This is a genomic window from Corallococcus llansteffanensis (assembly GCF_003612055.1).
GTDB classification, from domain to species: Bacteria; Myxococcota; Myxococcia; order Myxococcales; family Myxococcaceae; genus Corallococcus; species Corallococcus llansteffanensis.
On the sequence record NZ_RAWB01000225.1, the window covers coordinates 1 to 14982 of the forward strand.

General features: G+C 70.5%; 13 protein-coding genes. 8 read left to right on the forward strand and 5 right to left on the reverse strand.

All coding sequences use genetic code 11. The features are described from left to right. Together D7V93_RS21085 and ypfJ are read left to right on the forward strand one after the other, a co-directional pair. Positions 1 to 1044 (forward strand): neutral/alkaline non-lysosomal ceramidase N-terminal domain-containing protein (locus tag D7V93_RS21085; RefSeq protein WP_120645127.1); only part of this gene is annotated, 1044 nt, incomplete at its 5' end. Positions 1045 to 1191: 147 nt separating this feature from the next. Then, positions 1192 to 2049 carry a KPN_02809 family neutral zinc metallopeptidase gene (gene ypfJ / locus D7V93_RS21090; RefSeq protein ID WP_120645128.1) on the forward strand — a complete coding sequence of 286 codons (858 nt, stop codon included), beginning with the start codon at positions 1192 to 1194 and terminating at the stop codon, positions 2047 to 2049. A 44-nt stretch (positions 2050 to 2093) separates the two neighbouring features. On the opposite strand, the gene D7V93_RS45035 is transcribed toward ypfJ, so the two are convergent. Next, the gene (locus D7V93_RS45035; protein WP_158623805.1) at positions 2094 to 2564 is read right to left on the reverse strand and encodes a hypothetical protein; all 471 of its coding nucleotides are present in this window, start codon (positions 2562 to 2564) and stop codon (positions 2094 to 2096) included. 351 nt (positions 2565 to 2915) lie between these two features. On the opposite strand from D7V93_RS45035, the gene D7V93_RS21100 reads away from it, so the two are divergent. After that, positions 2916 to 4460 (forward strand): parallel beta-helix domain-containing protein, encoded by a 1545-nt coding sequence (locus D7V93_RS21100; protein ID WP_120645129.1) that lies wholly within the window; start codon positions 2916 to 2918, stop codon positions 4458 to 4460. A 24-nt stretch (positions 4461 to 4484) separates the two neighbouring features. Further along, positions 4485 to 5699, forward strand: a complete 1215-nt coding sequence (locus tag D7V93_RS21105) for an SO2930 family diheme c-type cytochrome (RefSeq protein ID WP_120645130.1) — start codon at positions 4485 to 4487, stop codon at positions 5697 to 5699. 1 nt (position 5700) lies between these two features. On the opposite strand, the gene D7V93_RS21110 is transcribed toward D7V93_RS21105, so the two are convergent. Together D7V93_RS21110 and D7V93_RS21115 are read right to left on the reverse strand one after the other, a co-directional pair. Then, the gene (locus tag D7V93_RS21110; protein WP_120645131.1) at positions 5701 to 6978 is read right to left on the reverse strand and encodes a dicarboxylate/amino acid:cation symporter; all 1278 of its coding nucleotides are present in this window, start codon (positions 6976 to 6978) and stop codon (positions 5701 to 5703) included. 13 nt (positions 6979 to 6991) lie between these two features. Beyond that, positions 6992 to 7867, reverse strand: coding sequence for a DUF1003 domain-containing protein (locus tag D7V93_RS21115; RefSeq protein ID WP_120645132.1), 876 nt, complete (start codon positions 7865 to 7867; stop codon positions 6992 to 6994). A 72-nt stretch (positions 7868 to 7939) separates the two neighbouring features. Here D7V93_RS21115 and D7V93_RS21120 point away from each other — a divergent pair, with 72 nt between their 5' ends. Next, positions 7940 to 8245: a putative quinol monooxygenase gene (locus D7V93_RS21120; RefSeq protein ID WP_120645133.1), complete on the forward strand. Its 306-nt coding sequence runs from the start codon at positions 7940 to 7942 to the stop codon at positions 8243 to 8245. Between the two features lie 20 nt (positions 8246 to 8265). Here the strand turns inward: D7V93_RS21120 and D7V93_RS21125 are convergent, their stop codons facing one another. Continuing rightward, entirely contained in the window at positions 8266 to 10380 is a 2115-nt protein-coding gene (locus D7V93_RS21125) for a catalase (protein ID WP_372338331.1), read from the reverse strand. Between the two features lie 410 nt (positions 10381 to 10790). On the opposite strand from D7V93_RS21125, the gene D7V93_RS21135 reads away from it, so the two are divergent. Together D7V93_RS21135 and D7V93_RS21140 are read left to right on the forward strand one after the other, a co-directional pair. Further along, positions 10791 to 11348, forward strand: a complete 558-nt coding sequence (locus D7V93_RS21135; RefSeq protein ID WP_120645137.1) for a Uma2 family endonuclease — start codon at positions 10791 to 10793, stop codon at positions 11346 to 11348. Positions 11349 to 11433: 85 nt separating this feature from the next. Beyond that, positions 11434 to 12618: a metallophosphoesterase gene (locus tag D7V93_RS21140; protein WP_120645134.1), complete on the forward strand. Its 1185-nt coding sequence runs from the start codon at positions 11434 to 11436 to the stop codon at positions 12616 to 12618. Here the strand turns inward: D7V93_RS21140 and D7V93_RS21145 are convergent. Next, entirely contained in the window at positions 12596 to 13714 is a 1119-nt protein-coding gene (locus tag D7V93_RS21145; RefSeq protein WP_120645135.1) for an alpha/beta fold hydrolase, read from the reverse strand. The genes D7V93_RS21140 and D7V93_RS21145 overlap by 23 nt on opposite strands. 162 nt (positions 13715 to 13876) lie before the next feature. Here D7V93_RS21145 and D7V93_RS21150 point away from each other — a divergent pair. Continuing rightward, positions 13877 to 14982: hypothetical protein (locus tag D7V93_RS21150; protein ID WP_147451260.1), on the forward strand; the 1106-nt coding region annotated here is incomplete at its 3' end.

Consider the following 14982-nt stretch of genomic DNA (forward strand, 5'->3'; position numbering starts at 1 on the left):
GTGCTGGAGGCCGGTGGCGCTCGGGTGGGGGTGGTGTCGCTGGAGCTGCTCTTCGTGACCCCGGAAATCGTGGCGCAGGTGCGCGAGCGCGCCGCGGGGGTGGGGGTGAAGGAGGTGCTGGTGGTGGCCACGCACACGCACTCCTCTTTTGGCGGCTACGACACGCGCTGGGTGGCCCAGCTGTCCGGGACGGGGCGCTACCAGCGCGCGGCGGTGGACGCGGCGGTGGCGGGAGCGAGCGAGGCGCTGACGAAGGCGGCCTCCGCGATGACGGACGTGACGCTGGAGGTGGGTGGCGCGGCGGATGCGGGGCTCGTCACCTCACGCTCCGGGGGCCAGTCCCCCGACGGACAGCTCACGCGGGTGGTGCTGAAGGGCGCGGACGGGCCGGTGGCGGAGGTGCTGGTGTTCGCGGCGCACGCCACGCTCATTTCCCGGCAGCGGGCGCTGGTGGATCCGGACTATCCGGGCCGGCTCAGCGCGCTGCGCGAGGAGGCGGGCCACGGCGTCACCCTGTTCGTGCAGGGCAGCGAGGGCAACGTGTCCGTGGCGTACTCGGAAGGGCAGGGCCCGGAGCGGGCCGCGGGCTTCGCGCGCAAGCTGTCGGAATTGGCGGATGGGGCCACTCCGGCGCCGGTGGCGGGGCCGGTGCGGCTGGCCTTCGCGCGCGTGCAGGCCGCGATGCCCCGGCCGGATTCCTCGCGGCTGGTGCCGGCTTTCACCCGGGCCGCGGGGGACAACTTCCTGTGTGCGTCCGCGCCCCGCGAGGCGGAGGTCGACGCGCTGGCGCTGGGGCCGCTGGAGCTGCTGGCGCTTCCGGGCGAGCCCACCGTGGCCGCGGGACGGGCGCTGGCGGACCTCACGGGCGCGAGCCATGTGCTGGGGCTCGCCAACGGGTACGTGGGCTACCTGGATACGCCGGAGCAGGTGCTCGGCGGACAGGGCGAGTCGCGGCGCCAGTACTTCGGTCCGGCCCTGCTGGAGCGCCTGGGCGCCGCCGCGCGCGTGGCCTCCGGGACGGTGGGCTTCTCGCCTCCGGGCTGAGCCTCGCGGGTGTCCATCCAGGCGCCCGCCCGGCCGCCTGCCCTGCGGACCTCCTGGCGGGGCCGCTCCGGGGGAATCCCCGTCGCTGCCGGAGGGACGGCTGCCTACCTTGGACCGCAGGGCGGATGGACAGGAAAGGGGTACCGGATGCGGTGGCAAGGGGGACGTCGCAGCTCGAACATCGAGGACCGGCGGGCGTCCGGCTTCGGTCGCCCGCTCGCGGTGGGCGGTGGCGCCGCCTCGCTGGTGGTGGCGCTGCTGGTGATGCTGCTGGGCGGAGACCCGTCCGATGTGCAGATCGGCTCGCGGTCCCAGGACCAGGACCCGGCGACGGGCGGTTCGGGGGGGCCGGTGGATCCGCAGCAGGAGGAGATGAAGGACTTCGTCTCCGTCATCCTCGCGGACACCGAGGACACCTGGCCCGCCCTGCTGGAGCCCATGGGCGTGCGCTACGTGCAGCCGCGCCTGGTGCTCTTCTCGGACGCGGTGCAGTCCGCGTGCGGCGCGCAGGAGAGCGCGGTGGGGCCCTTCTATTGTCCGGGCGACCAGCGCGTGTACCTGGACCTGAACTTCTTCAACGAGCTGGAGAGCCGCTTCGGCGCGCCCGGTGACTTCGGCCGCGCGTACGTCGTCGCGCACGAGGTGGGGCACCACGTGCAGAACCTGCTGGGCGTCTCCGAGAAGGTGCAGTCGATGCGCCGCCGCACGAGCGAGGAGCAGGCCAACCAGCTCTCCGTGCTCACCGAGCTGCAGGCGGACTGCTTCGCCGGCATCTGGGCCGGCCGCGCCCAGAAGGCGCGCAACATCCTGGAGCAGGGCGACATCGAGGAGGGCCTGGGCGCCGCCAGCGCCGTGGGCGACGACACCCTCCAGAAGCGTGCCCGGGGCCGCGTCGTCCCGGAGTCCTTCACCCACGGCTCCTCCGCGCAGCGCATGACCTGGTTCAAGCGGGGCCTGGAGCAGGGAACGCTGGAGGCTTGCGACACCTTCAACTCAGGGCGCTGAGGAGGCTGCACGCGTCCCCCGGAGTACGGGGGACGCGGTCCCACTCAACGCGAGCGCGGCGCCCGCGAGGTGCCCGTCCCGTTGAGGGGCTGCTGGAGCTGGTAGGTGCCATTCAGCGGCTGCTGGAGCTGGTACGTCCCGTTGAGGGGCTGCTGGAGCTGGTAGGTGCCATTCAGCGGCTGCTGGAGCTGATACGTCCCATTGAGGGGCTGCTGGAGCTCGTAGGTTCCGTTGAGCGGCTGCTGGAGTTCGTAGGTCCCATTGAGCGGTTGCTGGAGCTGATACGTCCCGTTCAGCGGCTGCGTGTCCCAGGAGCCCTGGGCGGGGGGCTGATACCAGTAATTGTCCCAGAAGGTGCCCTCGTTGGTGCCGGCTGCCAGTGATTGCCCGGCCTCCAGGTTCTGCGAGTCATTGACGCCGGAGGCGGGATCCGCCTCGTCCTGCTGGGCGAGCGCCGTCGTGGCCACGCCGGACGCGAGCGCCACCACCAGGGTCGCCACGGTGCCTGCACGCATGGGAGTCCTCGTTTCTGTCGCGGGGAGAGGGGGGATGGTGCCGCGACACCCCTTCAAGATGACCGCCCGGGTGGGGCCCGGGGAGCGCACGCAGGACGCCCGATTGCCCGCCCGGTCGTCGGGCCCGGAGCCTGGCGTCCATCCCCTTCCGGACACATTCCGGACGAAAGGCTTACCGCGTGCGCGTGCTTTTTCCCGCGTGGCCAAAGGGGCGCTGCGTCAAAACACAAACGTGCAACTTGTGCTTGTCGCCAGTGTGTCTTTGCTCCGAGCATGCCGCCTTCCCGCTGCTTCGCGGGCCCGGGCGCTTCCCCAGGGCCTCAAGCGGAGCGGCTTCGCGGAGGAAACGACATGCCCCGTTTGCAGTGGACCCGCGCATCGAGCGCTGCCCTTCTGGCCCTTCTGGGGGCCCTCTCACTGACCGCCTGCTCCGACGACGACGATGACAAGAAGCCGGACGCGGGCTCGCAGCCGGTGGACGCGGGCACGACGGACGCGGGCACTGACGCCGGCACGGACGCTGGCCCGCCGGTGGACACGGGCATCCCCTGGGACGGCGGCAGCGCGGGCGACTTCTCCTGCCAGGGCAAGGCCACTGCGACGCTGACGTTCGCCCCGGGCCAGGAACAGGAGATCCAGAACCAGGTGAACACGCTGGCCGAGTGCACGACCATCCAGCTGGCCGCGGGCACGTTCACGTTCAAGAACGCCATCACCATCCGCCAGAACGGCATCACCATCAAGGGCGCGGGCAAGGGCGTGAAGGGCGAGGGCACGGGCACGGCCTCCAGCACGGTGCTCGTCTTCACCACCGCCGCCGCGAACTCCAACGGCCTGGACGTGGTGGGCAAGCGCTTCGAGGTGAGTGATCTCGCGGTGTGGAACGCGAAGAAGGACGCGGTGCGCGTCGAGTCCTCCGTCGACGTCGTGATGCGCCGCGTGCGCACCGAGTGGGCCGAGGCCGACAAGGAGAGCAACGGCAAGTACGGCCTGTACCCGGTGAAGTCCAAGTACGTGGTCATCGACGAGTGCGAGGCCTACAACGCCGCGGACGCGGGCATCTACGTGGGCCAGACGGAGTACGCCATCGTGCGCAACAGCGTGGCGCTGCAGAACGTGGCGGGCATCGAGATCGAGAACACGAAGTACGCCTACGTGATTGGCAACACCGCGCGCGACAACACCACGGGGCTCGTGGTGTTCGACCTGCCGGGCAATCCCATCAAGGGCACGGACATCCGGGTGGTGAACAACATCATCACCGACAACAACCGGAACAACTTCGCGTCGGTGGCGGCCAGCAGCAGCACGGTGTCGCAGGTGCCGGCCGGCACGGGCACGTTCATCCTGGCGTCGCGCCGGGTGGAGCTGACCGGGAACACCTGGGAGAACAACAACTCGCTGGACGTGGCGGTGCTGAGCGGCCTCATCATTGAACAGGATCCGGCGCAGTGGGTCGCGGGCGGCCTGAACTTCGCGAGCGCGGACATCAACATCCACGACAACGTGTTCAAGGGCGGCAGCGGCGACAACGTGGACAACGGCAAGCTGGACGCGCAGCGCCGTCCGCTGGGCGCGCTGGTGGCCACCCTCTACACGTTCGGTGAGACGCAGGGCACGCGGCAGGTCGAGCACCTGGTGTGGGACGGCGTGGATCCGTTCGGGCACCCCCGCACGGACGTGAACCCCATCAACATCTGCTTCACGAAGAACACGCTGCCCGCGGGCACCACCACCGCCATCGTGGACCTGGATCTGCTCGCGGCGGGCACCGCCGTGACCGGTGGTGACCTGGCCGGCGGATGGGCGAAGACGCGGCACTACGCGGCCACCGGGACGGCCTTCGACTGCGCGGGCTTCTCGCCCGCGCTGACGATTGGCGACAACATCAAGTAAGCGCGGTCAGGGAGTGTGACACCCATGCGGACGTCGTTCGTGAACCCCCGTCTCTCCGTGGTGCTGCTGGCCCTCGTGCTGGCAGCCTGCGGTTCCTCCGACCCGGAAAACCCCGGGTCCCCACCCGATTCGGGCACGCCCGTGACGGATGCAGGACCGGAGGATGCGGGGGTTCCCGACGCGGGGCCGGTGGACGCCGGTGTGCTCGACGCGGGCACCCCGGACGCCGGGCCGGTGACGGTCATCCCCAACACGCTGTCGGGCTTCGGGTTGTTCACCGGGACCCCGGCGGATGGGGGGCTGGTGCCGGTGGAGGGCAACGTGCCGTACACGTTGTCCACCGCGCTGTTCTCCGACTACGCGGTCAAGTCACGCACCCTCTACATCCCCCCCGGCGGGGTGGCGCATTACCAGCCGAAGGACGCGCTGGACCTGCCGGTGGGGACGCTCATCACCAAGACGTTCGCCTTCCCGGCGGACCTGAGGAAGCCGGACCAGGACGTGCGGCTCATCGAGACGCGCGTCCTGGTGCGCCAGCCCACGGGCTGGCAGGCGTGGCCCTACGTCTGGAATGCGGCGCAGACAGAGGCGGATCAGGTTGCTGGCGGTGATTCCACGACCGTGGCGTTCATCGACCTGGAGGGAAAGTCCCGGTCCTTTGAGTACTCGGTGCCCTCCAAGAACCAGTGCCTGATTTGCCACCACCTCCAGGACGAGGCGGGCGTGCAGGTGATGCACCCCATTGGCGTGAAGGCGCGCTACCTGCACCACCCGAACACGTACGGCGGCGTGGAGCGCGACCAGCTGGAGTACCTGGCGTCGCTGGGCAAGCTGGACGGACTGCCCCCGGCCGCGGAGCTGCCGAAGGCACCGGACGCCTTCGACCCGTCGGCGTCGGACCTGTCCACGCGGGCGCGCACGTACCTGGACATCAACTGCGCGCATTGCCACAACCCGAAGGGGACGGCGGGCATCACCAGCCGGCTGTTCCTCAACATCGACAACGCGGACCTGTTCACGCTGGGCGAGTGCAAGCGCCCGGGGTCGGCGGGCAGCGGCGTGGGCGGTACGTTCGACATCGTCCCCGGCAACCACGCGGAGTCCATCCTCTGGTATCGGATGCACACGGAAGAGTCCGGTAAGATGATGCCGCAGATTGGCCGCGTAGTTCACCACGCGGAGGGCTCGAAGCTCATCGCGGATTGGATCGACTCGCTGCCGCCGAAGACCTGCAAGTAGCTCAGGCCGCGGGCGACGGGGGCTCCTCCAGCCCCACGTTGCTCGAGGCGCGGTTGTAGACGTCCAGGTCCAGCAGGCCCTCCTCGCGGGCCACGAGCACCGGCACCAGCATCTGCCCGGTGACGTTGGTGAGGGTGCGCATCATGTCCAGCACCCGGTCGATGGCGAGCAGGTAGCCCAGCCCCTCCAGGGGCAGGCCCGCGGCGCTGAGCACCACGGTGGTCATCACCACCGCGGTGCCGGGCACGCCCGCGGTGCCGAAGCTGCCCAGCACCGACGCCAGCAGGATGATGAAGAGCTGGGGCGCGGACAGCGACAGGCCGAAGTACTGCGCGACGAACAGCGACGTCATCGCCGGATAGATGGCGCCGCAGCCGTCCATCTTGATGGTGGCGCCCAGGGGCACCGCGAACGCCGCGTAGTCGCGGTTGACGCCCAGGTTGTGGGTGACGCTGCGCAGGGCCACCGGCATGGACGCGAAGCTGGAGGAGCTGACGAACGCCACCTGCATGCCGGGCGCGGCGCCCCGGAAGAAGCGCAGCGGGTTGAGCCCGTGCGCGAGCAGCAGGCCTCCGTACACGAAGACGACGTGCAGCGCGCACGCGAGGTACAGCGTGAGGACGAAGGTGCCCAGGGGCAGCAGGCGCTCGAAGCCGTAGGTGCCCACCAGCGCCGCGATGAGGCCGAAGGTGCCCAGCGGCGTCAGCTCCAGCACGAAGCGGGTGACTTGAATCATGGCCTCGCTGGCCTCGCCCACCAGCTCACGCAGGCGCGAGGTGCGGTCCCCCAGCTTCACCAGCGCGAAGCCCAGGAGCCCCGCGAAGAAGATGACCTGGAGCATCCGGCCCTCCGCCAGCGCGGCGAAGGGGTTGGTGGGCACCACGTCCAGCAGCACCTGCACCGGGCCGGGGACCTGCCGGGGCTTGTAGTCGGTGGCCACCTGGAGCTGGCCCACGCCCACGCCCGGCTTCGTGAGGGCGGCGGTGCCCAGGCCGACGCCCACGGCCAGCGCGGCGGTGACGGCGAACCACAGGAAGGTGCGGCCGCCCAGCTTCGCCATGCTCTTCTGGCCGCGCAGCGCGGACACCGCGTGGATGACGGCGAAGAAGACGAGCGGCGTGGCGATCATCCGGATGAGCTGGACGTAGAGCGTGCCCAGGGGCTGGAGCCAGATGCCGGCCTTCTCACCCAGGGCCCAACCCGCGAGGGCCCCCAGGACGAAGGCGCCCAGCACGCGCTGCCAGAAGGGGATGCGGAACCAGCGGGCCCAGGGACTCATCGCGCGACACCTCTCACACCGGTGGACCCGGGGACCCTAACCGCCTTCCGTCCTGCGCGCCGCGCTCCAGCGCCGCCAGGCGCGCCATGGTCTGTTCGTAGAGGTGGTCCACCTTGGTGTGCAGGTGGGTGACCTCCATGCCCGCGCGGATGTTGGCGTCGTACTCCACGTCGGAGCGGATGCGGTCCTTGGCGGCCTGCCGGCTCTGGCTGATGAGCACGAAGCAGGAGAGGAAGATGGCCTCCAGGCTCACCACCATCGTGAGCAGGCCGAAGGGGAACGGGTCGAACGGATGCACGGTGCGCACCCAGCCCAGGTTGATGGCCATCCACACGGCGAACCACACCGCGTGCAGAAAGAGGAAGGTGAACGTGCCGCTGAAGGCGGACAGCCCGTCCGCGAGCCGCTGGATGGTGGTGAGCCGCTCTTCCACCGTCTGGTTGGGGCTCAAGGTGGGGCGGGTGCGCAGGAGCTGATCCGCTTCGCGCAGGCGCCGGCCGATGGCGGTGAGCACGTCCATGGCGCTGGAGGGGTGGCGGCGGAAGAGCTGCTCCAGGTCGCCCCGGTCCACCTTCAGCGCGCAGGTGTCCTGGATGGCGCGTGCGTCCGCGCTGCGCGGGTCGCCGTCCAGCAGCGACAGCTCCCCGAAGAAGTCCCCGCGCCGGGCTGTCTCGAAGACGATGAGGTGCCCGGTGGTGTCCTCCACGGAGAGCTGCACCTCGCCGGAGCTGATGATGTAGATGGCGCCGCCCGGGTCTCCCCGGCTGAACACCTTCTGCCCCGCGTCCACGCGCACTTCCTCCAGCTGCGTGGCGAGCAGGGCGCGCTCCTCGTCGTCGAGGGCAGCGAAGAGGGGGACTTCCTTCAGCAGGGCCACGTCGGCAGGCATGGCGCCGGAGCTTAGCCTCGCGCCGCGAGCTCCCGCACGCCTCCTGTGCCCGGCTGGTCTAGGGTCGCGCCCATGATCGTCGAATACATCCGCTACAAGGTTCCCGAGGCACGGGCGCAGGCGTTCGAGGCGGCCTACGGCACCGCCCAGGAGAGCCTGCGCGCCTCACCCCACTGCCTGGGCTTCGAGCTGTCGCGCTGCCACGACGCGCCCGACCACTACATCCTGCGCATCCAGTGGGACTCCGCGGAGGGCCACATGGAGGGCTTCCGCAAGAGTGCCCACTTCCCGCCCTTCCTCGCCGCCATCCGTCCCTATGTGCCGGACATCGAGGAGATGCGGCACTACGACGTCACCCCGGTGCGGTGGACGCGGTGACGTCGTAGCGACACGGGGGCTCAGGCCGGGACGCGGTCGTGGTCCTTGCGGTCCCAGTGCCGGTGGTTCGAGAGGGCCTTCGCGAAGGCCGTGGCCAGCGCCGCGCCGCTTCCGGACTTCGCGCCGCTGACGACGCCGGGCGCGGCCGGGTCGATTTCGCAGGCCTTCAGCATGTCCTCGGCGTCCTTGGACACGCCCACCGTCTTGCAGTGCAGGTAGGCCTCCTGCACGAAGTGGCGCGACTCGCCGTCCTTCTTCAGCGCCGCCACGCTCGCGGCGCCACCGGGGACGAAGACGGCGTCGTATTCCACGGAGGCCGTGGTCATGGCGCTCTTGTCCACCGGGACGTCCTTGCCGTTCGCGGCCTTCACCGTGCCCAGCCGCTTGGCGATGATCTTCAGCTGCGCGCCCTGGGCCTCCAGCTCCTTGCGCACCGCCAGCAGCTCATCCGAGTCCACGCCGTCCGCGACGAGCACCGCGATGCGCCGGGTCTTGATGGACGGAGGCAGCTGCAGCTTCATGGCCTCCATGCTCAGGGCCTTGGACGCGGGCGGGCCCTTGGGGGTGACGGGCGTGGCCTTCGGGGCGGGCAGGCCCAGCCCTTCCGCGACGGCCGTCACCAGCAGGGCGTCAATCTTCGCGAAGTGCTCCAGCACGCGCTCCTGGATGGCCTTGGACTCCACCTTGCCCAGCTCGAAGCGGCAGGCGTCGATGAGGTGCTCCTGCTCCGGGGCGGAGAGGCTGCGGAAGAACAGCGCCGCCTGGCTGTAGTGGTCCTTGAAGGACTCCGGGCGCGCGCGCAGCTTCTGCCCGCTCACCTGCTCCGGCTGGTGCACGAAGCCGCCCTGCTGCTGGCCCGCGAGGAAGGGGCAGCCGCCGCCCAGTGAGTTCGGGTGGTAGTTGGCCCGGCCCACGGCGCTCGTGTGCCGGCCGAAGCCATCCTGCTGGTGGTTGTGCACCGGCGCCAGCGGACGGTTGATGGGAATCTCCGCGAAGTTCGGCCCGCCCAGGCGCGTGAGCTGCGTGTCCAGGTACGAGAAGAGCCGCGCCTGCATCAGCGGATCATCCGTGAAGTCGATGCCCGGCACGATGTTGGCGACGCAGAACGCGACCTGCTCCGTCTCCGCGAAGAAGTTCGTCGGGTTGCGGTTGAGCGTGAGCTTGCCCACGGGCAGCACCGGGGCGACCTCCTCCGGGACGAGCTTCGTCGCGTCCAGCAGGTCCACGCCCAGCTTCTGCGCGTCCGCCTCCTCGAGGATCTGCACGCCCAGCTCGTACTCGGGGAAGTCCCCCTGCTCGATGGACTCGAAGAGGTCCCGGCGGTGGTAGTCCGGGTCCTTGCCCGCGAGCTTCTGGGCCTCGTCCCAGACGAGCGAGTGCGTGCCCAAGAGCGGCTTCCAGTGGAACTTCACGAAGCGCGACACGTTCTTCGCGTCCACGAAGCGGAAGGTGTGGACGCCGAAGCCCTGCATCATCCGGAAGCTGCGCGGGATGGCGCGGTCGGACATGGTCCACATGATCATGTGCATCGTCTCCGGGACGAGCGACACGAAGTCCCAGAACGAGTCATGCGCCGTCTGGGCCTGGGGCATCTCGTGGTGCGGCTCCGGCTTGGCCGCGTGGATGATGTCCGGGAACTTGATGCCGTCCTGGATGAAGAAGACGGGGATGTTGTTGCCCACCAGGTCGAAGTTGCCCTCCTCCGTGTAGAACTTCACCGCGAAGCCGCGCACGTCGCGCACGGTGTCCGCGGAGCCGCGCGAGCCCGCGACGGTGGAGAAGCGCACGAAGACGGGCGTCTTCTTGGACGGGTCCTGGAGGAACTTCGCCCGGGTGTACTTCGCCTGGGATTCGTACACCTGGAAGTAGCCGTGGGCCGCGGAGCCGCGCGCGTGGACGACGCGCTCGGGGATGCGCTCGTGGTCGAAGCGGGTCATCTTCTCCCGGAAGTGGAAGTCCTCCAGGAGCGTGGGGCCGCGCGCGCCAATCTTGAGCGAGTCGTCCGTGTGCTCGACGCGGATGCCCTGGTCCGTGGTGAGGAAGTTGCCCGTGGGATCCATGCGCTTGGGCGCGAGCTGCGCGTCCTTGCTGTTCTCGTCGATGTGCACCGCGTCCGGCTGCTTCTGTGAGGTCACTGCGCTGCCTCCTTCAAGGGGGCGTGCAGACTGTCCCCAACGGCGCGTGCAGCGCGGCGCGTGTCTCAGGGCCATGTCCGCGTTTGCGAGGTGACGGACGAAGCGGGCTGCGGCTGTCGGATGGTGTTCGTTGGGGACGTTGGCCAGCGAGCGGAGTTGTTCACACAGGTGCTTCACCTTCGCGTCCGAGCCGGTGCTGCCCACCACGCGGAGCCCTTGCGGCAAGCCAGTTGTCCCGCGACGCCGCCCACCGCGCCCGCCGCCGTGGACACGAAGACGGTCTCGCCCGCCTTTCCGGGAAGACGTGAAGGGTAGGGGACGGAATTGCCACCCTGACGCGTCAGACGCGCGTGCTACCCCTTCCGTTCATGGATAGAGTGATGGGCGGCGGAGAGGACTGGGGAGGATCCATGGCGAAGAAGCCCGCGACCTATGCGGACCTGGAGGCACTTCCCGCGCACGTGGTCGGGGAGATTGTCGCGGGGGAGCTGTATGCGAGCCCACGGCCCGCTGTGCCGCATGCCATCGCGGCTTCGCGGCTGATGAGTGAGCTTGGATGGCCCTTCGATAAGGGGCGTGGAGGGCCAGGAGGTTGGCTCATCCTGATGGAGCCCGAGCTTCACCTGGGAGAAGACGTGCTGGTCCCAGACCTTGCGGGCTGGCGACACGAACGGGTCCCCACGTCGCTGGATGTTCCGGCCTTCACCCTCGCGCCGGACTGGCTCTGCGAGGTGCTGTCCCCGTCGACGCGTACCTTGGACCGCAAGGCGAAGCTGCCGGTGTATGCGCGCGAAGGCGTGCGGCACGTCTGGTTCATCGATCCGGTGCCTCGCGTGCTGGAGGTGTTCCGGCTGGACGCTGGCGGCTACTCGTTCGTGGCCACCCACACCGGAATTGAACCCGTGCGCGTCGAGCCCTTCGAGGCGGTGGCCCTGGACCTTGCCTTCCTGTGGAGCGTGCGGAGCTGACCGGGGCGTTGTCTTTCCTTCGCTCGGAGGGCAGGCGGGCGGGATTCAGGTGCGCGAGATCACAAGGCGCGGGAGGCTTGCCGTCATGCCGTTGTCTTCGTTCTCCCTGCTCATCGCGCTGGGCGCCCTCCTGGGCCACCTGTACCTGTTCCGGCGGCTCGTGTGGAACCTCACCCCGCGCCGCGCTCCCCGGCTCCTCGCCGCGCTCGCGTTGGGCGCCATGACGGTGGTGCTGGTGGCCCGCCGTGCGTTGCAGCGCATGCTTCCGGAAGCGCCCGGCGATGTGGTGGAGCTGGTGTCCTATTCGTGGATGGGGCTGGCGTTGTGTCTGGTGCTCGCGCTCGCCGGGCTCGACGCGGGCCGGGCCATGCTGGCGGTGGGCCGTCGCCTCCGTTCCGGTGCGTCTCGCGCGTCCGAGCCCGCGCCTTCCGTGGACGCTGAGCGGCGGCGCTTCCTGTCCCAGGCGACGGCGGGCGGAGCGCTCGCGCTGGGTGGGGGGCTGGCGGGTTACGGAAGCTGGCGCGCGTTCACCGCGCCGGAGGTGACCGAGCTCGTGGTGCGCATCCCCCGGCTGCCCCGCGCGCTGGAGGGCTTGAGCATCGTGCAGCTCACCGACCTGCACGTGGGTGCCTTCATCCAGCGCCGCTTCCTGGACGAGCTGGTGCGACGGGCCAACGCGCTCAAGCCGGACCTGGTGGCCATCACCGGGGACCTCGTGGATGGCAGCGTGCCCCGGCTGGGCGGCTTCGTCGCGGCGCTCGGCAACCTCCAGGCGCGCTACGGGCGCTTCTTCGTCACCGGCAACCACGACTACTCCTCTGGCGCCGATGCCTGGGTGGCGCACCTGCGCTCGCTGGGCATCACGTCGCTCCGCAACCGGCACGTGCGCATCGGGGACGCGGGCGGCGCCTTCGACCTCGTGGGCGTGGATGACTGGCACGGCGCACGGCGCCTGGGGCAGAAGGGCTATGACCTGAAGCAGGCGCTCGCGGGCCGCGACCCCGAGCGCGCCGCGGTGCTGCTCGCGCACCAGCCCGCCAACTTCACGGTCGCCGCCGAGCAGGGCGTGGACCTCCAGATCTCCGGACACACCCACGGCGGCCAGCTGTTCCCCATGACGGCCCTCATCGGGCTGCGCTGGGAGCACACCGCCGGCCACTACCGGCACGGCGATTCCCACATCTACGTCAGCCGGGGCTGCGGCTTCTGGGGACCGCCGATGCGGCTGGGCAGTCCCCCGGAGCTGGTCAAGCTGGTGCTGACCGCGTGAGGAAGGCGTCCAGCGCCGCGTTGACGGCGTCCGGATGGTCCAGGTGGATCCAGTGGCCAGCACCCTCCACCACCTGGTGGGGCACGCCCTCGGCCAGCCGGTGGAGGCTGCGCGGCGCGTCGTTGTCCGGCGCGACGAGCGAGAACTTCGGGCCCGGGTAGCGCGCGAGCGCGGCCTTCAGGTCGAAGCGCACCATGGAGCGCTGCGCGCCCACCACCGCGCGCAGCGGCGTGGCGTCCAGGTCGGCGAGGAGCCGCTCGCGCACGTCCGCGCGGGGACCGGCCATCTGCGCCCAGTCCTGCCGCACGGCCTGCGCCACGTCGGGCGCGTCGAGCGAGGCGAGGAAGGCCTCCCGCTGCGCTTCGGGGAGCTGCAGCGTGTCCGTCATCGGATCCACCAGGAACAGGCCCGCCACCTGCCGGGGACTCTCCCCCGCGGCGGCCAGCGCCACCCCCGCGCCGACGCTGTGCCCCACGAGCACGAAGCGGCGCAGGCCCAGCCCCCGCACCACGGCGGACACGTCCCCCGCCAGGGACTCCAGCGTGTAGTCCTCCGGCTCCGGCGGCGTGGAGCCTCCATGGCCGCGCAGCTCCAGCGCGATGCCCCGTCGTCCCCGGGCGGCCAGGTGCTCCAGCTGCGCCTGCCAGTGGGACGCGTTGCCCGCGAGCCCGTGCACGAAGAGGACGGGCAGTGTCTTGCCCCCGCCGCCGGTGTCCACGAGCCGCAGGTCGCCCGCGGGTCCCGCCACCCGGAAGTCGTCGAAGCGGACGCGGGGACTCACGAAGGCCTGCCCTTCCGCGAAGGGGACCTCGTAGTGGGTGACGTGCAGGTCGCGGTCGATGAGGTAGCGGTCATCCTCCGGGAAGAAGATGGCGCGCTCCGGCGAGTCCCCGGCGAAGCGCTTCACCGCGTCCATGGACTCCCACAGGGTGACGAGCAGGAACTCCGCGCGCCCGTCCGCGACCTTGCGCAGGCAGTACGCGGCCAGGTTGCCAGGCGTGCGCCGGTAGTGCGTCAGGCCCGTCTGATGGAGGTAGGTGAGGTAGGCGTCGGCGTCTTCCGCCTTCGTCACCCCGCGCCAGGTGCGTGCGAGCATGGTGGGTCCCATTTTCCGGAAGGAAGCGAGCCTGACGTGTAGCGCGGCGCTCGGGACGGTGGCCACCGCGGGAGGGGCGGGGCTCGGGAAGATGACACTTGGCGCCGGAGGGCCACTCACCGACGATGACCGTCGCCCGTGGACACGACCCCTGGAGCCCCGATGGATGCGGACGTGCCCCCTCCACCGGGAGATGCCACCGGACGCGTGTGGCGTGGGGTGCTGGGCGCCCTGGCGCTGGTGCTGCCGGCCCTCTTCTTCTTCCGGGCGACGTTCACGCAGAACATCTTCCTCGCGGGCGACACGCTGCGGGCCTTCTACCCGATGCGGGCCTACCAGGCGTCGCGCATGGCACAGGGGCAGTTCCCGGACTGGTTCCCCGCCGACGGCTTCGGGCAGTCGTTCCCCGCCATCTTCATCTCCGGCGTGTTCCACCCCACGACGCTGCTGCACCTGGTGCTGCCCCTGGGCGTGGCGGTGAAGCTCACCGTGCTGCTGTGCTTCCCGGTCGCGTTCCTGGGCACGGCGGCGCTGCTGCGCGAGTGGGCCGTCCCCCGCGCTGGCGCGCTGTTCGGAGCGCTGACGTTCACCTTCAGCGGCTACCTGGTCTGCATCACCAACAACCCCACGTACCTGCTGGCCGCCAGCACCGTGCCCGCCGCGCTGTGGGGCGTGCTGCGCTTCGTGCGCAGGCCGACGCCCGCGCGGCTGACGGTGGGCGGGCTGCTGCTGGCGCTCGTCGCGTTCGGCGGAGACGCGCAGGCGTTCGCCGTCACCCAGGCGTTGGGGTTGCTGGTGGCCCTGTCGGAGCCCGTGAAGGCGCCGGAGACGTGGGCCCGGCGCGCGGCCGTGTGTCTTGTGATGGTGGTCACCGGCGGGCTGCTGGCCGCGCCCCAGTTGTTTCCCTCCGCGGGGCTGGTGCTGACCGGGGAGCCCGGGGCGCGCACGGTGGCGGAGGCTCAGCGCTTCTCACTGCACCCGCTGCGCCTGGGAGAGCTGCTGCTGGGGCCGTTCCTCACCGACCCGGTGGGGGTGCGCGGCATCCCCGAGGTGGTGGTGCGCAAGCTCGTCTTCATGGGCGGCTTCACGCGCGCGTGGGTGGACTCGCTCTACGTGGGGACGCCCGCGTGCGTGCTCGCGCTGGCGGGCCTGGGGGCGTCGTGGCGCAAGGGGCGCACCTGGGTGTTCGTGGGCGCGTGGGTGTTGCTGCTGCTGCTGGTGCTGGGCTCGACGCTGCCCGTGTACGGCTGGGTGTACCAGGCGCTGCC